The sequence below is a fragment of the Spirochaetota bacterium genome (genome assembly GCA_040756435.1).
Taxonomy (GTDB): domain Bacteria; phylum Spirochaetota; class UBA4802; order UBA4802; family UB4802; genus UBA4802.
On the sequence record JBFLZD010000035.1, the window covers coordinates 1 to 21,213 of the forward strand.

Sequence of the window (21,213 nt, forward strand, 5' to 3'; positions counted from 1 at the left end):
TTCGTGTACCCCCCCCCCGCCGAAGGCGGCGGGGGTGTACACTATTTTATACTTTATTCAAATTTCCACATTTAGGAATAATTAGTGATTCTTCATATAAATATTTCCATTATTGTTATTATCGGTAACATGACGATGACAGAATACATAAAAAGAATTTATGTACATCAGCATGCAAAAACAGTAACAAAAAAGAACAGCATCATTGCACAAAAAGCTACAATAAACCGTTTCCATTCAAAATTCATTGACACCTCCTATGTAAAATAGTGTACACCAAGTCATTCGTGATCTACATCCGGTATCAACTGCAGGCAGCGATATTTCCAGTTTGACCTTAATCTACTCGCCTCGGCGTCATTCCTGGCTTGAGGCGGAATCTACTCCTCACCGCGTCATTCCGGGCTTGACCCGGAATCTACTACTCACCACGTCATTCCGGGCTTGACCCGGAATCTACTCCTCACGCGTCATTCCGGGCTTGCCCCGGAATCTCTTATGAATTGAGATCCTGAATCAAGTTCAGGATGACATTGTGTGACCGGATCCTGAATCAAGTTCAGGATGACATTGTATGACCGGATCCTGAATCAAGTTCAGGACGACATTGTATGAACAGAACCTGAATCAATCCTGAAATAAATTCAGGACAGAATTCAGGATTAATTATAAACATAGTCAGCCCAATAAAAATACTCAATTAAATGATACCTGTCAAGCAACACAAAAATAAAAAAATATACTGTTGACATTTTAACAATATTGTTCTACATTTACTGCCAATATAACTGGAAATTCCCATGCCTAAAGAAGGTTTTAAAACAGCAAGACAAAAGAATGATTGTATTGAAGCAATAATTCAGGAATTAGTAAACCGCAATGGTTTTCTTATAATAGGGCATACAAATCCTGATGAAGATTGTGTTGCTTCCATGATAGCATTTTCCCTGCTTGCAAAAAAATTTGATAAGCAGGTAAAAATATTTACATTAAAAAAAATACCGGAAAACTTCAAGTACCTTGTTGATATTGCTGTGTATAATCGCATTGATGTAGTAACGGCAATACCCCGGTCATTTGCTGTTGATACAATCGTGATTTGTGATACTGCCAAGCCTTCAATGATTGATGCTAACAGAACGGTACTGCAGCTACTTAAAAAACGCACTATTCGTAAAATAGAAATAGATCATCATATTGGTGCCGATAGTGACTATGCTGGTGATCCTGGATATAGGCTGGTGACCGAGGCATCAAGTGCAAGTGAGCTTGTAGGGCAGATTGTGCTGAAACTGAGGGCAAAAAAAGAAATCTTAAAAAAATATGTTATTCTGGATCCACTGTCTAGAAACCTGGTGCTTGCAATTTTAACAGGCATTATTGGCGATTCACAGATGGGACGGTATTTGAAATCATCACGAGAAAAGCGGATGTACAGGATATTCAGTACACTTTTTAATGATATATTAAGTACAACCACCATTAAAGAATCAAATATCACCAATATGAATCAGATCTTTGATCAGTTGAAACAGGCATCCCAAAAAGAAAAACAGTGTTTCCAGTATATTAAGAAAAAAAGCAAAGTGTATAAATCAGTTGGATATGCAATGCTGTCTGAAGATGATATGCGCTATCTGTATGAAAATTTTGATGATGATGATATTATTTCAACTACACGAACACTGGCAGATATGCTGGCTGAAGATTCAGGGAAGGTTGGTTTGGTAATATACTATGACATTCCTGAAAAATCAGATTTAGTGCAATTCCGTATGCGGCGCAGCCAGAATTACAAAAACTATGATTTGCGTGAATTTCTCAATACAATGGGCATTGAAAATGGTGGAGGACATGAAGGAGCAATTGGGTTCAGGTTGCCAAAAAATGCCGTGGACGATTATCAAAAGTTTGTGATGTCCCTGGTAAAAAAAGTAAATGCTCTTTTGCCATAAAAACATAAGGAAACTTTTAAAAACTGATTTTTTGGATGTTCACTACTGGGTACAATTTAAATATATTCCGGAGGAATACTATGAAAAGAATTCTTATGGTATCATTCTATATGATTTTATCAGTCACAGTGGCAATGTTTTCGTTGCAATGTGCAGGGAAAGCAGTAAAGGAGGTTAAACCAGTAGAAAGCGATGACACCACACGTGACACTGCTTCAAAGGTTAAGGTTGATGAAATTGAAGTAATAGAACCAAAAAAGATGAAATCTGAAGGGGCAGAAGAATCAAAAAGTCCAAAAGCTGAAATAATGAAAAAAGAATCATCTCCTGAAGCTTTAGCCAAACCAAAAGGAACGACACTGAAAAAATTTGAATCCACGAAGGCTGTATCAGGATTAAAAGCAGGATTTGCTGACGATAATAAGCAATTCAATTATTTTGTTAATTTTATTAAAGATTACAAAGATAAAGTACAGCATTATCCCATTAATATATCCGAAAGAATTATTTTTTATTGTAAGGATATAGCTGGCAAATCAATAACCAATGCTAAGGTTGGTGTTTATAGCGGAAAAAAACTTCTTGAAATTGGCAAAACGTATGCTGATGGATCGTTCATGTTTTATCCTTCAGAATATGATGCAAAATATACTACGTATACACTCACATTTGAAGCATTGAACACAAAGACAGATATTACGATAGACCGGCAGGGGAAGCGCGAACATACAGTAACACTCAATACGCAGCGACCACAATATAAAAATGTCCCACTTGATATACTCTTTGTGTTTGATACCACCGGCAGTATGGGTGAAGAAATTGCCCGCCTTAAAAAAACAATAGAAATTATTAATCTTAATATTGCATCACTGAGCACAAAACCCGATGTTCGTTTTGGCATGGTGCTTTATAAAGATAAGGGCGATGAATATGTTACTAAGATAATTCCCCTGACAGGTGACCTTGAAAAATTTCAGAAAGAGCTTGCACTGGTTAACGCAGCCGGCGGTGGTGACGGCCCTGAGGATTTGCAGTCGGCACTTGAGGATGCAGTGAAAAAAATACAATGGAATACTGGTGGTATACGGCTTGCGTTTATTATCACTGATGCAGAGGCACATTTAGATTATGGACAACAATATACGTATGTTGATGCAGCCCATGATGCAAAAAAACAAGCAATTAAATTTTATTCGATAGGCACCGGCGGGCTTCCCTTAATGGGCGAGTTTATATTACGTCAGATTTCACAGTATACCCAGGGCAGGTACATATTCTTAACGTATGGTGAACGTGGCGAAAGTGAGGGAGGCAAAGAGGGGAGTGTGAGTCATCACACTGGTGCAAATTTCCAGACAGACAAATTAGAGTCAATAATAATTCGTTTTGCAAAAGAAGAACTGGCATATCTTACCGACCAGCCACTGGAAGAGGGCGAGGCGTATTTTGATGCCAAAAAGGTTGAAGATGAAACAAATGAAGAAACCCTTCAAAAGCTTTTTGATATGGCAATAGCTCAATTAATTGACTACTCGGCTATCAATATAAAGCAAGGTGAGCCAACTGCAGTGTTGCCCATACAATCAAGCGATGCTGCACTGAAAACAAATGCTGAATATTTCACCGAGCAGCTTTCAATGGCTCTTGGCAAAAACAAGGTATTCAAGCAGGTTGAGCGTAAAAACATGCAACAGATATTGAATGAAATTGGCCTGGGGCAAACTGGTATAGTGGATGAAACCGGTGCTGCAAAAGCGGGGAAGATGTTAGGAGCAAAAATGCTTATTACCGGTACCATATATGCAAAGAATAATAATTACGAACTATTCTTGAAGCTTATACGGGTTGAAAGTGCTGAGGTACTATCGGCTACAAAGGCAATTGTTGACAAAAATTTAGGTGTTGCTGAAAGCGTAAAAAAGCCACAGCCAAAACAACCGGTAAAGAAGAAAAAATCACCTTAAAAAATACTTGAATAATTAATCATAAAGATATAATTATTCAAATCATATGCTGTACACAGGAGGTTTTATCTTATGAAAAGATGGAGTTTCCTGATTATTGGTATTATAGTATGTATAGTATCTATCCCTTTCAGTGCTAAAGGTGCCATTCAAAATAAGAATTTTGAGCTTACCAATTGTCTAACCTGGAATTTTCAGGATAAACCTACTCCACAGACGTACTGGTCGCCGTATTTACCAATGCCAACCCAACAGGTTTTCAGGATGAAGATAGGGTTTAGGTTTTCTACAGGAACTATCGCCCTAAAAGATTCAGTAAAAGTTAATTTTAGCTGGGATGACAGCGAAGCGGTTGCCTTTAAAACACTTAAGCTTAAGGTTAAGGCCTCTTTAAAAGACGAAAATTTTAATGTCTTTGAAAGTGCATTTGGTGTGTATTTGCCTAACACCATTGAGGTTGGTTTTGTGGGTGTATCGGGATTACCGAATATTGCGCCGTGGTTTGAGCTCCCATACGATTTTTGGGATCTTGTTTCGTTTATACCAAAGGTTGGAAGCTATATTGCAAGCGCGCAGGATCAGATTGGCGTAAATATGAGTTCAAAGAACAAGTTGCCATTAGGTGGTCAGGCAGAGTATCACGACACTCGCGATCTTATTAGTTTGAGTTTGGCAGACTTTTTGACTGATGCAAAAAAAGAAAAGATAGCAACCAATATTTTCAACAAGATCCCTGCAAGTACTCGTACCGCATTGATTTCTGCTATTAAAATGGCAAAAAAGGTTAATGATGCAGGAGCAGAAAAAATTGTTAAAGATTTAATTGGAAAAGGTGTTGAAAAGCTTGGAGGTATGGCTTCAGTTACTGTGAAAGGTGATCCAAGTTATACAATAAAAGGGAACTCTCTTGTGGTGCTGGTAAAATACTGGATACCAGGGAAAATGAGTGGCAATTATCCTATTACATTCACCAGGCCCGATGAGGAGTTTACTCTCAATATAAAAATGCCAGCATTTATAAAAGAAGATGATAAGCTGCACGTAGCTGTTGAAAGCGTTACGTATAATTTTATTCTTGAGCAAAATCTTAAGTTTAAAATAGCACTGGGTACTATTCCATTTGTGACTTCACCAGAATGGGATGTAGTAAATTCACGTAAGGTGGTAACCTATTCGCAGGTTACAAAGACATTTGCTGCCAATGATTATCTTGTAGAAATACCAATTGCAAAATCAAGCGATCCAATACTGGATTATAAAGTAAGGACGGGGACATCCACCGCAACGGTATGGTGGGCTTCACCTAATGTGGCAATGAAAGGCACTGTAAAAGTGTTTCAAGGAAATACTCTCATTGCACAAAAAACCGAACCAACCTTTACGACATCGCATCAGGTTCAGTTTTCAGGGCTTTCAAAAAATACTGCATATAGATTTGTTACAACCTGTGTGGATACGCAAGGCGGAATATATCCCGAAATGATGATAGATGCAACTACAAAAGAAAAATCTTCTTATTATTTTATAAGTAAAACTGAATTGTATCAGCAAGGTTTAGGCACACTGCGTTTGTATGATTATTCCATATCTGCAGATACCTCATCCATAACCTTCACCTGGAAGACTAATGTGCCTGCATCTACTGAAGTTTTTTTGGGGCTTGCGTCTGATTTTTCGGATAACTATGTTGCCTATGTAAAAAAAGGAGTGCGTAATTCTGATGGAAGCTATTCCAATATTAGCATTGCAAAAGGGTATTATGATTCTTCACATCTTCCTGGCGATAGAGTACTGGAAACAAACCATTCTATTACAATAACTGGCCTTGATCCAGCTACCACCTATTATTATAGAATTGCATCCTGGATGTTTACTGATACACAACATATCAAGATAGTTGCTGATCCAACGGGAAATCCATTTGTTCCATTAGAATACGTTTCAACGGCTACTACCAAACAGGCGCCACTTCTTAATGTGCAATGCCTAAAAGCAGCGAACAGAGTGCCTGTAAAAAATCTTACTGTTACTATTGAAAAGCAGGGACAAAGTCAGCAATGTATTACCGATACCAATGGCTTTTTACCGCAATTAGTCCTTGAAAAAAATACAACGTATGTAATCTCACTGCAAAATCATCCCTACTATGCGGATACCAGTGTTACTGTTACCGTACCTGCAAATCAGGAAGGATTAATGCAGAATAAAGAACTATTGCTGGCTTACAAAACTATACCAGGTGGATATGTGTTCGATAGTAGTGGCAATCCAATTCAGGGAGTAATTATTAGCGCAACAAAAGGTACACAAACTAAAACAGCAACCACCGACGCAAAAGGCTTTTATGCATTTGATGGTGATTGGTTGCAGGAGGGCTCATACACGCTTACTGCTACCAAAGATGGATTTATGCCAGGAACTATTAAGGCTACAGTGAATGCTGATGGAATATTTAGTGCAGCACCACTAAAGATGAAATCTACTGTAATAATGTTCAATATACAGGCAAAGGATTTTAGAGGAAATCCTGTTTCCAATGCAGATGTTACCATAAAAGAGGGTAATACAATAAAATATACCGGAAAAACAAATGCGCAGGGAAATGCACAGATTACATTACAGGGATATAGAGATAGCAATGAACACGCGTTTATTGTTGAGGTGGTTCACTGGCAAAAAGATTCATTTCTTAACCCCGACTATCTGCCAGTTATAATGCACATAACGTCATTTGCTGATGATGTAAATACATTACAAGCTGTATTTCAACCAAATCTTAATCCACCAGTTGTTATAAGCTCATCGCTATGGCGGGTGGTCAATACCTTTGAATTAGAGTGTAAACTAAATATTGCAACACGATATTGTATTGCGCATACCAAACCGGATGGTACCACATCAACCTCAACTGAGATATGGTCAACACTTGTTGACAATAAACCTGTGATAAAAAGGACTTTTGATATGAATGGTCAACCGTATGGAATACATACATTTACGGTGTATGCACGTGATAAGTATAACACACAACTACACCCAATTATTACGTTAGAAAAAGAGTGGAAATTTATTGATGTGGCTAGCACACCTATTGTGTATCCACAAATACAACCTTCAAATACTTCGCTTACTTTTAAATGGAAAGCGTGGTATAAAGAAGCAGAGTTTGGCAAATATATGATAATTTTAGAAAATCCAGCTAAAACCATAGAAGTGCCAAATTATGAAACAACACAGTATACAATAACAGGGCTTACACCAGGAACATTATATTGTGGCACCTATAAAGTGTTTGATAATAATGGGAATGTACTCTTTGCTATGCAGAGTCCCCAGCGCTTTTGTGTAAAAACTTCATCGCAGCCTCCTGTTATTTCAAATGTTCAGATTACACCTAACCCTGCAAACACTAATACGAAAATATTTTTACAGGCTCAGGTAAGTGATCCCGATACCAATTTATCCACAGTAAAGGTGCAATTGCAAAGGATAGAAGAGGTTAAAGATAGTAAGGGAAATGTAATAGATAAGAAAGTAGCTAGTTCAACTGAAATATACACTAATTCAAATGTGACTGCAAAATCAACAACCATTAATGCAAAATTTACAGTAAGCCAGCCAGGATCATATATACTCATTATACGTGCTGAAGGTGCTTCCACAAACGAATATGCTGAATCAGAGCATCCAATTACCATAAATCAAGACAACACTTCCATACCTGTAATTTCAATTACAATCCCCAAACAGATATCGTTGAAAGATGCAGAAAAATTAAATTATTCATTGGGCATTACTATTAATACAATACATTCGGAATCACGTGATATACGGGCATTTATAGATTGGGGGGATGGTACCAAGCAGGTAGTGGACATTAAACCAGATATGCTTACCAAAACAACGATAGGTAAAGAAGGCTCAAAAGATTATAGTAGTATTTACACGGGCACAGTGACAGTCCCTTGCAAATATCAAAAGGCTGGAGTATACAGTGCGATAGTAACTGTAGAAGCAATTTTAGATGGAGAAAAGATAAACTCATTGCCAGCAAAAGCAACAGTGGAGGTGGTTGAGTAACGTAAAGCAGGCATACCTCCCCATTGCAGTAAATAATCCTCTGCCTTTTTATTCATAGTATCTTTTTGGTCAATTATCACTGATGGCTGTTGGCCCAGTAAAGAAAGCGGTGAATCGGATTCCAACAATTGTGCAAATAGGGGTTTTGCAGTATTTTTATCCATTTGTATCAATTCTTGTAACATAAATGGCCATAGCTCATAAATCCAGATTCTACCTGCAAGTGATTCACGAATGTTTTTTAATAAAAGAATTTGACTTGAGCCCAGTAGTAGAGAAAAATTAATTGATTGTTCATCAAAACAATATTTAATTTTTTCAAATACTTCAGGTGCTTTTTGGACTTCATCAAGAATAGCTGTGCCAATATCCAGTGGCCAATTGGTAGTAGCAATTTTTTTTACCCGTAAGCGGATTTCTGGTGAATCAAAGTTGATATACTGTAGATGGGGGTAAGCCTTTTTGGCAAGGGTAGTTTTTCCTGTTTGACGTGCGCCGGTGATCAATACCAGTTTTCTTTCTGTATCGTGTGGAAGAATTGTGCTTAAACTTCTATGAATATACTGTAAATTTTCGCTCATAAGCGTAAAATTTACAGTATATTTTACGAATGTCAAGTTTTTTTTAGATTTGGGTTTATTTGGTAAATTATTTTTCGCCTATTTTAGGAGCAGTAGGAACTGCAAAATTATATCTAATTGCAAATGCCAATGCTAAAGGATTTTCATTGCCACTTGTCCACGCTTTGCCGGATACAAAATATGGGCCAACAGTAAATAAATCTACATTGGCAAGCCAATCAAAGGTAAAATTATCAAGTTTATATGATACACCAATTGCAATGGATGTTTGCGATGATGTAATATCATCAAATGTAGTAGGGGTAGTGACAGTCCCCTGATTGGTTATATTTTTACCGTCGTATGAAATAGGGGTATAAATATGCTGGATCACACCAAATCGTCCTTTCCAGTTTTCGGAAAGATTAGCTTCCAGTCCAACAATTATTGGAACTTCAATTGCCTGGTATGTTAATTTATATGTATCGACATTGTTTGCAGGTGTTATTGCATCCTCACCACTGTAGTTATTAGATAGCATTGTAATTTTTGTAGCAAACCCCACAAAACCAGTTACATTATTTGCCATGGACATTTCGTCACTGACCCCTATCATTATTGTTTGCCCTTTTCTTTCAAAGGTATCATTGGCGTTTACATTATTTGTTGGAGTGCCGGTATCGTTTATCTTCATTACTCCTTGGGTACTTCTGTTAATCATGCTGTACTGACCATAAAAATGAAACCTGTGCGAGTTTGTTGCCTGATAATTTATGCGCATTGCACCACCAATATCCATTGCACCTTTTGATTTGTATGACATATCAAAATCAATACCTGGTTCATCCTTTGTGTAATTATTGTCCAGTACATACATGTAATAAAATGCACTTACATCCATGGTGACTTTGTTGTTAAATACAATGTTTGCAGCAAGGCGAGCAGAATAATCTGCATTTATTAAATTATATTCTTCGTGTTCGTTGGTAGCACTATTGGCATCTCGTTTATGTTTCCATGAAGTTCCATATCCAAAATATGCACCTATGGAAAACCTATTAAATTGATATGCAATCATTGCGCTAAAATTTTTCTGTGTTAATTTTTCACGTAAAGCAGGGGATGTGGTATTTGTTCCTACCAGTGCACTTGCATCTTCTGGGTCGGTTAAGTCAAGTATAGATGTATCTAAAAGCTCAACCTGGTATGCATTAAAATTTTGTGAACTTGATGAATGAATATATTTTGATTTACCCTTTACCGAATAGACATCTTTATGGAAAAGACTATCAACCGATGTAGTATTCCATAGATCATTATCAACAGGAGCACCAAGGTCCATTCCAATAAATAATTTGCCAGTGGGATTGTAGAATATCCCACCTCTATTTTGCCCTGATATAACGCCTATACGTTCGGCATAGAGTGTATCAACAAGATATTTTCCCAAATATGCCGGGTTGTCATAAATATATGACTGTAATCCATCAATAAACCAGGGATACTGGTATAGTCCCATTCCCATATCACGGGTGGTAGTGGCAAAGGCAAAAGGTGGGATAAAAAATAAAAGCATTGCAACTGCAAAAGCTTTAAATATTTTACTGATATTCATAAACAGCTCTCCTTTTATTTATTAAATTTTATATTTATTAATTTTTATTATTATAAAAAAATACTCTGCATTATTTTATAGTTAATATAAATACCCTATATATCCATACACACTTTTTGAGTTAGAACTATGAATTTGGAAATAGTAGTGATACATTCCTTCACATCCCATAATAAAGCTGTTTTTAATTAAAAAGAAAATACCACTCCCTCCACCTAATGTCATTGATAAGGAACTATCGCTAGAATTGTTAATCTTTGATAACAGCACACTTAAACCCGGACCTGCTTTTGCCTGGAAATAGACTATCTTATTTAATGGCAAGGTAAATGTAACAACAGGTAACGCAGTGGTATAAGTTATTGATCCATTGTATTCTTTGTCGGCCAATTTGGTATATGAAAGATCAACACCCAAACCAAATACTGTTTTTTGTATGTTATTTTGTTGTAGCATGACTTTAATAGCCCAATGAGGATTTAGCATTGCAGATTCATTTTTACCTGGTATAAAATAGCCACCACCAATAAGCGCGGCTACCTTTGTATGAACCGTAACTGCATCTTCCAGTGGTATTATTTCTTCCTTTGGGTTAACCATAGGCGCAGGTTTTTTTTGTTGAACCTGCGCATATACCACAATTGTTATCATCACAAAACACGGAATAATTAGAAAATATTTTTTCTTCAAAACCACGGTGTCCCTCTTTCTCTTTAAAGTATAAGTTTTATACTTACCAATCAAATCCGGCTTTATTTCTATCTACCCCAGCATTGAAAAATACACCCTGTAATATACTTGGTACATAGATATACCGCTGTGAGCGCGAATTACCCTGAATAGTAATCTTACAAGCTTTCCAATCTCTGGTGGTATTCCCTGGATCATTTGCTCCTGTTGGCATAATAATTTCACGGACCATACCTTGTGAATCATATATTCGGACTACAATATTTATACCACCAGCATACCAATCGGTACCTTCATAATTTCTTACAGTATAGGTGTAAATACCCCGTGCATACTGCACACCACCATACCGCCACAAGTTAATTGCCTCTGGACCATACCCTGCACCGGTAATGGGGTTGCCTGGATATACATCCTGCACCAGTGCAGTTGTTGATTTGGTACCTGTTCTATCTGGGACAGTGGTACTTCCGCCAGTTCCACGTTCGTACAAACCTGTTTGTTCATTATAATTATATTGCCATGCTGTAGATGAATATCCTATATACCCAACATGGAATCTATTCTGGGGGTTATTATAATTTGTGTCTGCTTCGGTTACCGTTTGAGAAGTAGGTCCAACCACGTGTAAATCTAAATCATTTGGGTATTGACCCCATAGCACTATTACACGTACCAAAGGTTCAACAAGGTATGCACATATTGCCTGTCTTCCCATGTTTTTATTACCATTTACTACCACATTGTCTACAACAAGGTCGTAATATCCTGTTTTTACAAATTTCACACTATATACACCGGGATTTAACGTTATAGTAGTAAATGTGCCATTTGAAGCTGTAGTTTTGGTATCTAATAAATTGTTTTGCCAATCATAAATTTGAACGCTTACTCCAGATAGCTTACTTGCATCATTTGCATCGATAACGGTTCCTGTTATAGTTCCACTGGTTGCGCTGGTGGGCACTAGATACAAGATACCTGCAGTAGTTTGTCCACCTAAGGTAATAGTAATATTTTGCTTTGTAGCACTGTAATAGCCTGTTTTTGTTGCTATTATTTTGTAATAATTGCTGCCAATGGGTACTCCACTAAATGCAAATTCACCATTTGAATCAGATTGCATCGATTGCACTAAGGTATTATCCACCATTTTCCTTAATTCAATAGTAACACCTGATAATATAGTACCACTTATATCCTTTATTGTTCCATAAACTCCTCCTGTTACTGTGATACCATTGGAAGGTGTGCCCCATGCTTTCCAGCTTGGATCATTTATTGGTTTTCCAGTTTGGTCATTAACCGAAACTCGTGCAAAGTACGTTTGAACTTCAGTGCTGGAAACTATATAGTTATAGAAGTCAACATTACCAATTATTGCTTCAAATAGTATATTGTTAAAATTTGTATCCGAAGCTATTTGAATTTTCACGTCAGCCGTGCCATAAGGTCGTACCCAGCTAAATGTTAATGAGGCGGATGTTGCATAATCGCCCATATCAGCTGTTGCAGGTGATGTAAGTGGAGGAGGATTGATAGTCCATGAATATGATGTGGGAGCTATTTGCCAGTTACCAGCTAAATCCCGTGCAATTACATCTATTGTGTAATTACCCGGTGTCAGTCCACTCATTGTAATTGGAAAATCTTTAATAATTTCAGAAGATGCAGGAACCCATGCCCCATTATTAAGCCTGTACCTATAGGCAATAACCTGAGTGCCGGTTACAGAAATGTTCACTGTTGTTTGGGTTGTTGGATTAGAAGGTAGGTTATTTAATGTCGCAACGGGTGGTAGTGTATCAACCTCCCATGAATAGGTGGTAGCATCACTTTCTGCCTGCTCAAAATACGGTGGTGTGTCACTTTTTCTACCGCATACATACATTGTATGCGTACCATCGGTAAGATTTGATAATATAATATGTTGTGAAACGTCTATCCAGTCACTCCATATACCATTGTTCAGTTTGTACTTATACTGTACAATACCAGTACCAGCTATGATGAATTCAGCTGATGTCTGGTTGGTGGGATTATCAGGCCTATTGGTAATTGCAGCAATAGGACTTGTTGTATCAATTCGCCATGTGTATGTTTTTGCATTCTCTACAGCAGTCCAGTTTCCAGCTTCATCGCGTGCAATGACATATAATATGTAGGTATTTTCAAGCAATCCATTTCTAACAATATTATTGCCCAATGCAATAGGATCACTCCAATCTTCAGCATTTATTTTATACTTATAATGGGTAATCCCTGTACCACTCACGGTGATATTAATGCTTGTATCATTGGTAGGATTATTTGGTAAATTCCCTAAAATGATTTCTGGTGGTATGGGAGGAGTAATATCAATAACCCAGGTATACGATGTTGCAGCTGACTCAGCCTGCCATGTGCCAGCCTGGTTTTTCCCAATAACATAAATACTATGACTCCCCTCTGTTAATCCTAATTTTGTAATTGGATATGCTATATCTATTTCACCACTCCATGAACCATTATCCAGCTTATATTTATATGCAATGATATCACCCATGATTTTTATATTTATTCCCGTAGCATTTGTGATGCTTGCAGGTAATGTTGCTATATCAAACTGAGCAACGGGTGTTGAGGTATCAATGATCCATGTATAGGTTGTAGCATTAGAAACTTGCTGCCAGTTACCCGCTTCATCACGAGCAATTACATATAATGTATGTGTACCTGTTGCAATATTATCCACATTAATTGTATCATCATTTTGTACTAAAATTTCCTGGCTCCCTGTTGGATCGGGATTGTCAATTGAATATTTATATGCATACACACCAACTCCATACACACGTACAGTTATGCTCTGGTTATTTGTTGGACTTTGTGGTGTATTTTCAAGCTGCGCAGTTGGTGATATTGTATCTACAATCCATTCAATAGTAGTGGCGCTTTCAACTTCCTGCCATTGGCTAAGTGCATTTTTTCCAATTACTTTTAATATATGATATCCTTCGCTTATAGTATTAATAGAAATAGGATTTGAAGAAGGAATCTCATTAGTCCAATTATCATTATCAAATTTATATTTATATGAGTCTACACCACTTATAGAAATGTTTATTGAATTAATATTGGTATAATACGGTGGACAACCACTAAGAATTGCTGTTGGCATTGATGTGTTGATATTCCACGAATATACTGTTGGTTGTTGCTGCCAGTTGCCCGCTTTATCAACTCCTATCACTTCTATTATGTGTGAGCCTTCGGATAAATTATTTAATGTAATATCAGGATATTCAATTCTATCATATTCCTGACTCCAATCGTTATTATCAAATTTATATCTATATTTTATAACTCCTACACCACCTATTACAAAATCGGCATTTAATACATTAGTTACTGCTGGAGGTTTATTTAATAGAACTATCGTAGGGGGTACTGTATCAATTTCCCACACATATTCAGTAGGCATCTGAAAGCTTTGCCAATTACCGGCTAGATCCTTTGCAATAACCGATAAAGTATATATTCCATCAGCTATGTTTATTTTTTGAATATTGATGTTTTTTATAATTTCTGCAGACCATGGAGAACCGTTAAAACTATATCGGTATGCTACCACGTTGCTGTCACCAGGTGATACTGCTATATCAATGGAATTAATATTGGTATTTGATGCTGGCAGATTGGTTAAGACAGCTGTGGGAGGGGTAATATCAACATTCCAGGTGTACTCTGTTGCTGCTGACTCACTTTGCATATTCCCCGCTGCATCAATGCCCATAACCTTAATGGTATACGTATTTTCTGCAAGTGCAGTTAATTCAATTGGAGTAGAAACGCTATACACACCACTGAGATCACCCGCAACTCCGTTTATAAAAAGTCGGTAGCGATACGCAACAACATCGCCATTTTGTGATGAAACCACAATAGCTGTCTTTTGTCTGTTGGTTGGATTGAGTGGCAGGTTACTTAAAGTACATTGTGGTGCTACAGTGTCTACGGTCCATGTATATGATAGCTCTTCTGTTTCGGTTGAGGTATCGCCAGGTATCAATGCACCTATTACTCGTATAGTGTAATCCCCATCATTAAGATTATTTAAAACAATTGGTTCATCTATAGATATGTAGCCGCTCCATACCTGATTATTAATTGAGTATTTATAAAAATAGATATTATTGCCTCCAAGTACAATTGAAACATTTTTCAATCGTGTATACCTATCTGGTTTACTTACAAATGATATTACCGAACCACTTGCTATTTGCCATTCATATACTGTAGGGGTATTCTGTTCATTGCCAGCTTCATCAATTCCTTTTACTTCTAAGCGATAGTTACCGTCTAATAAATTATTACGCATGATAGGTGCAGTCACACTGATACGATTACTCCAGGGTTCATTGTTAATCCTATATGTATAATACACAACATCAGTACCACTTACCACTATAGCTATCTCTTTAGCGTTTGTGACACTTTCTGGTGTTTTACTTAATGTGGCTACAGGAGGTGTAATATCAACGATAAATTGCACTTCTGTTGCTTGATTGATATCCTGTAAGGTTCCGTTACTGTTTTTACCAACAACCTTTAATACATGTATCCCTTCAGATAGATTTGTGAGCACCAGAGGTTCAGAACATTCTATTTCGCTACTGAACTGGGAATTATCTAATGAGTATGAATAATATCCATCCAGACTACCATTAACTTTTATTGTACATGTAATAGTGTTTGCATTGATATATGGATATGGTCCTGATTCTGTCATTTTTACTTCATTGCCATTAATGGTAGTAAAGACTTCAGATACTATCAATCCCCTTCCTAAAAATTTTGCTATTGCATTCAAAATTTTGTTATTATTAATATCTTTCACATTCTGGACAAGTAATGTATATTCCCTGCCATGATACATGCCATATTGCAGTCCAGTACTTACTGATACTATAACCGATTTATTGTCTACATCAACATAAGGAGCTGGTGATGGTAATACATTTACTCTATTTGCACCCTGAATATAATAATTTTTGTAATCAACTGCACTTGCAGGATCTATTGGTTCATCAAAAGTGATTTTAATTTTATCGTTGGCAATTGCTTCAACTGAAACTATATGGGGAGGTGTGGTATCGGGAGTATAAGGTATACTCATTGCATCACGTTCTTTCTTATAGTTGTGGAATACATCACCACTGCATCCTATAAGTGTTAATAGAATTATCCCTGATATTATTTTAATGATTCTTTCCATAATATGCCTCCCGCTGCCAATGAAAAATATCTCACCGTAACCCATATACTGTTTAATATTTTACCAATTTTACGTTATCAATAATAACATTCATTCCCCGTTCTCCTGCCGAATAAGCTCTTAATTTAATCCATACTGTGCTATAACCACTGCCTGAGAATGAGGAAAGATCCACATAATGGGTATGCCATACTGGATTGTTATCAGCAAAGGACCAATCATATCGGTAAATGTCCATAAACGCACCTGCCTGTACTGGATTAAAATTAACACCATCCACACTTAGCAGCACTTCTATTCTATCAGCGGCATTGTATAAGCGTTCATGATACATGGTAAATTCTAATAGGTAACTACCAACTGTTGAAAGATCAACATAACCTGAAGAAACAATATTTGCATAGCTTGCATCATTCCATTCAAAACTGCTGGCTTTTGCAAAATAACTACCCTGTTGAGGGGATAAAGTAGTACCATTTCCTGCACGTTCATTAGTTACTCGTTGCCAATCAGCATTATCAGTACTAATATTTTTAAATGACGTGAAATATGGGTTGTTGTAATCTTCAAATCCTTCAAAAATCAGGTTGGTTGAACCAGTTGAACTTCCCGTAGTAAATGTGCAAATTACTTGCCCGCTTGCCTGGGCATTATTACTGGCTAAATCCTGAAAACTATTTGTTCCTGAGTTTAAAGTAACTGTATATGTGGTGTTTGCAGCCAATTGCGGAATAGTAAATACTACTGTTCTTCCACCTTCAATCCAGCCTTGCCGTGTAGCAGTAATACCTGGATTTAATGTAATTCTTGAATCTCTTGATTGATTCATCATTTCATTAAAACGAATTATAATTTTTCCAATATCTCTTCCAATATTTGAGCTCCCATTATATGGTGTGGTTGCAATAACTAATGGTTGCTCGGCATCGGCACCGGTAGTAAAGTTTAGTATACCATCACTAACATACGCTGCTTTACTTACCCTGTTCCCATCGGGGTCTTCAAAGCTGCCACCCCAACCGTATAATTTAAATTGATATTGAGTATTTGCTTTGCACTGTCCTATGAGAGTATACGTAATCTGCGTATAATCAGCCGACCAGCTGTATCCATCGGGAGTAAGGGGAGATGGGGTGGTTGAACCTGAAGCGCCTTCATAAATCTCCAGCCATTGCTTTTGTGTATTCATTGGTCTATTGAAAGTAATGCGCACATTGGTAAGTTTTCTGTTAATTCCTGATGCCCCATCAGTTATAGCTGAATAGTTAGTACCGTTATTTGTTGAGATTTGAATATTAGTAATTTGGGGCAAGCTATATGTGGTGAATTGCCAGGTAGTTAATGGCAACGCATTATTATATCTATCTTTGATAGTATTGGATAAAGTTACTGTATAGGTAGCATTATTTTGTAATTCAGAACCAGGCGTTAATGTTGCTGTTCTTGTAGCTTCGTCGTACATCACATAACATGTTGGCACTCCACTACCGGTAAGCGTAAATGTGGTGTTAGTTACATTAATAACAGGCTCGCTAAAGGTTACTGTTATTACAGGCTTTAATGGAATATTGGTAGCTCCCGGGGCCGGATATCTGTAGATAATAGCTGGCGGGGTAATATCAGGTTGTGTGGTAAAGCTCCACTGATTGACACTGGAAGATTGCAAGTAGTTACCAGCACTGTCTAAAATTCCCGTTGGTCCATCAAGCACCATAACAGTATAATTAGTATTTTGCTCTAAATCATCAATAGGATCTAATGTTGCAACAAATGTTTGTGAATTATAGGTTATATTAATGGGTAGGTTTGAAGTGCCTTTCTTTAATTGAATCTTTGTTGTAGCATTAACCACATGTTCACTAAATTGTACTGATATATTTGTATTCAGAGCTACATTGGTGGCACCTGGTGCAGGGTAACGGCTACTTGCTACAACTTCGGGTGGTGTTGTGTCGGGCAATGGTTGAGTGGTAAATTGCCATGTATATTCATTCAACATATGATTGGGTGTCTGTGCCTGATCGGTGATAGCAGTTGTGATATGAACTGTATAGGTGGTATTTCCCTGTAAATTGCCATTTGGCAGCAAGGTTAATGTTTTATTTTGATTATCGTATACTATTGATGCACTTATTGCTGGTTCCAAATAGAATGATGAACTGTTATAACCCTGTATTGGTTCTGAAAATGTTGCTTGTATTTGCCCATTCACCGGATAGGATGATGTACCGTGAGGAGGATACACGCTCACAACCTGCGGTGGAATATTATCAGCCGGTGTATTAAAAGACCACGATAAAGGCACTAAAGAATTATTTGCTCTATCCTTAATAGCATTGGTTAAATATGCAGTATATGTTGTTTCATAGGGAAGATCCTGTAATACTGTAAGCTCAGCAGTTTGCAGGCCCTGATTATAGGTAACAGCTGCTGGTATGGTGACGTTGTACTGATCCTTAATATAAAATGAGCTACCACTTACACCCTTTACATCCTCGCTAAAAACCACCTGTACCACTTTGGTATTCCAGTTAGATGCACCCTGTGTAGGTGTTTTCAAAATTACAGTGGGAGCTTCCTCGTCTAATGCGGTAATGCTAAACGTCCATTCGGTGAGTGGTAATGGATTCTGTGATGGGGATATATCGGTAATGCCACTTGTTAAGCTAACCTTATAGGTACCAGTTGTAGTAACATTACTCAAAGGTATTAAAGTAGCACTTGCAATATTATTCTGTGCATCATAGGAATACTGAACACTACATGGAACTTCATAGCTATCAGAAATACGTATTAATTTAAAAGTATTGTCATTTACATTTTGCACTCTCTCACTAAAAATAACCCGTACTTCAACAGCATTTCCAGGAATATCAGGAGTCCCTTCATCGGGTGTTTTGAATGTAACTGATGGCGGTGTAGTATCGGGCGTTGTCCTGAATGACCATATAACATCAGAAGCAAGTTTATTACCTGCAACATCCTTTATATCGGTAGTATCGCCACCTTTCACAATAATAGTATACAGTTGATCATATTTTAAATTGCTATTTGGCGTTATATTGGCTCTTTTTGCAATGGCGTCATAATTTATCATTGTCAAAATAAGTATGCCATTAGCATCACCTTCTTTTAGCTGTATGGTAGCAGTACCTGCACCGCTCACTGGCTCATTGAAATCTATCCTCATACTGGCCGAAACCGGAATATTCTGCTGTTGTAGGTTAAAATCTGGATATGAGCTAATGATATACGGAGGTGTCGTATCGGGTTGTGAGCTGGTTATGAATTGCCATTCGGTAAGATTGAGGGTATTATTGTTTAAATCTTTTATATCGCTTGTTAAAATTACTTTATACGTTGTTTCAAATAACAACGCAGTTGATGGTGTAAATGTTGCTGTTTTTAGTGCATCGTTATAGGTAACAGTACCTGAAATATACGAATTATTCTCTGCATTTTGTAATGAAAATGACAGCTCATTTACTCCTGTTACCCTTTCGCTAAATGTTACTGTTATAGATATATTTGTGCCCACATTTCCTTCATTAATAGAAGGATATCGATAAGTGACACAAGGTTTGGTATTATCAGCAGTTTTAAACTGCCAGCTTGTTTCAGCAAGTGCATTATTGGCATTATCCTTTATTGCGGATGTTAATCGCACTCTATACCACACCCCTTCAGATAGTGTTAAACTAGGGGTAAATGTAGCTTCCTGCATTGAAGGATTATATACTACAGTGCCTTGTACCGGTTCGTTGGTATCAACACGTTCTACGATAAAGCTAGTAGTGCCAACATTGATAACACCTTCACTGAATGTAACAGTAATGGTAGTGTCGGTTGGTATGTTTTCTGCACCATCATCAGGTGACTTTGAGCTTATTGATGGTGGTGTAGTATCAGGATCATTTGCTGTTGTAAATTCCCATGATATTGGTGCACCATCCAATGGGTTATGAGCTAAATCCCTAATGTTATCAGATAATGTTACTCTATACTGGGTATTGCTTTCTAAAGTATTGGGATAACATAGTGCTGTTTTTGTGGTATCATTATAGGTAATAATAGAATTTACAGCTTCCCATGTTGCACCAGTCCATTTTTCAAGTTTAAAATTATTTGTGTTGGTAACAGTATAACTTTTTATTGATTCACTAAATGTTACACTGATGACAGCATTTGTAGATATGCCTGTTGCACCACTATCAGGGTATTGTGATACTATTGTAGGATTATGGGTATCGTTGGTTTTAAAGCTAAATTGATGTGCATCTAAGGTATTTCCTGCATTATCAGTTATAGTATCAGTGCAATATACTGTATACGTAACCCATTCTTCAAGTGGTTGAGCAGGGGTAATTTGCACTTTATGGGTATCAGGGTTATAATCAATTGTAGCATCTACCGTTTGCTGTCCTTCTTTTTTTATAAAGACAGTAGCATTGCTTATATTGTTTACTGGTTCGCTGAAGACAACATAGATTGGAGTTGTTATATCGACGTAATACTGCGCGTTTGGGCTTTTATCAATGATGGTTGGCTTTTCTACATCTGCTTCTATACCTGTTGCAAATGCCCACGATTCAGGTGATAGGGCAACCCCCGCTTTACTTCGTATATCATTTGTAATAGTTACATAATACACTGTATTATAATCAAGATCTACTAAAGGGTCTAACGTTACGGTTTTTGATGCATCGTCATACTGGATAGTTGCTGGCACCTTACCAGTGACACCTAATTTTTCTAAATATACGGTATTGGAATTAACATTAATAATGCTTTTATTGAATGTAATAATAATGTTAGTATTTATAGGAATGTCGGTAGCACCGCGTTCGGGATAGATACTTATAATAGCAGGAGGCTGGGTATCAGCATTATTTGCCCCAGAGGAGCACATTACAAAAGGAAATAATACAAGAATGAACAGTAATAATGAAATACCATACTTTTGTTTTATAGTATTGCTTTGTAATATTCTCTTGTTCAATTGGTTACTTTTCATCTTGTGCCTCCCATAAAGGCATTTAATGTTTATAATCATTTCGTTTTAGCTATATTATTTCATAACTCATTAATT

At 37.1% G+C, this 21,213-nt stretch carries 8 protein-coding genes; 3 read left to right on the forward strand and 5 right to left on the reverse strand.

The genetic code is table 11. From position 1 onward, the window contains the following. The first annotated feature begins 800 nt into the window (after positions 1-800). From AB1444_10690 to AB1444_10700, 3 genes are all read left to right on the forward strand, one after another. Positions 801-1,955, forward strand: coding sequence for a DHH family phosphoesterase (locus AB1444_10690; protein ID MEW6527122.1), 1,155 nt, complete (start codon positions 801-803; stop codon positions 1,953-1,955). An 80-nt stretch (positions 1,956-2,035) separates the two neighbouring features. Further along, the gene (locus tag AB1444_10695) at positions 2,036-3,922 is read left to right on the forward strand and encodes a VWA domain-containing protein (GenBank protein MEW6527123.1); all 1,887 of its coding nucleotides are present in this window, start codon (positions 2,036-2,038) and stop codon (positions 3,920-3,922) included. A 72-nt stretch (positions 3,923-3,994) separates the two neighbouring features. After that, positions 3,995-8,002, forward strand: a complete 4,008-nt coding sequence (locus AB1444_10700) for a carboxypeptidase regulatory-like domain-containing protein (protein MEW6527124.1) — start codon at positions 3,995-3,997, stop codon at positions 8,000-8,002. On the opposite strand, the gene AB1444_10705 is transcribed toward AB1444_10700, so the two are convergent. From AB1444_10705 to AB1444_10725, 5 genes are all read right to left on the reverse strand, one after another. Continuing rightward, positions 7,897-8,583: an AAA family ATPase gene (locus tag AB1444_10705; protein MEW6527125.1), complete on the reverse strand. Its 687-nt coding sequence runs from the start codon at positions 8,581-8,583 to the stop codon at positions 7,897-7,899. The two genes, AB1444_10700 and AB1444_10705, sit on opposite strands and share 106 nt — an antisense overlap. A gap of 67 nt (positions 8,584-8,650) precedes the next feature. After that, entirely contained in the window at positions 8,651-10,177 is a 1,527-nt protein-coding gene (locus tag AB1444_10710; protein MEW6527126.1) for a hypothetical protein, read from the reverse strand. A gap of 81 nt (positions 10,178-10,258) precedes the next feature. Beyond that, positions 10,259-10,873 carry a hypothetical protein gene (locus AB1444_10715; GenBank protein MEW6527127.1) on the reverse strand — a complete coding sequence of 205 codons (615 nt, stop codon included), beginning with the start codon at positions 10,871-10,873 and terminating at the stop codon, positions 10,259-10,261. Positions 10,874-10,910: 37 nt separating this feature from the next. Further along, on the reverse strand, positions 10,911-16,124 hold the full coding sequence (locus AB1444_10720) for a carboxypeptidase regulatory-like domain-containing protein (protein ID MEW6527128.1): 5,214 nt from the start codon (positions 16,122-16,124) through the stop codon (positions 10,911-10,913). Between the two features lie 52 nt (positions 16,125-16,176). After that, complete coding sequence (locus AB1444_10725; GenBank protein ID MEW6527129.1) at positions 16,177-21,138, reverse strand: Ig-like domain-containing protein; 4,962 nt, start codon at positions 21,136-21,138, stop codon at positions 16,177-16,179. Between the last annotated feature and the right edge of the window lie 75 nt (positions 21,139-21,213).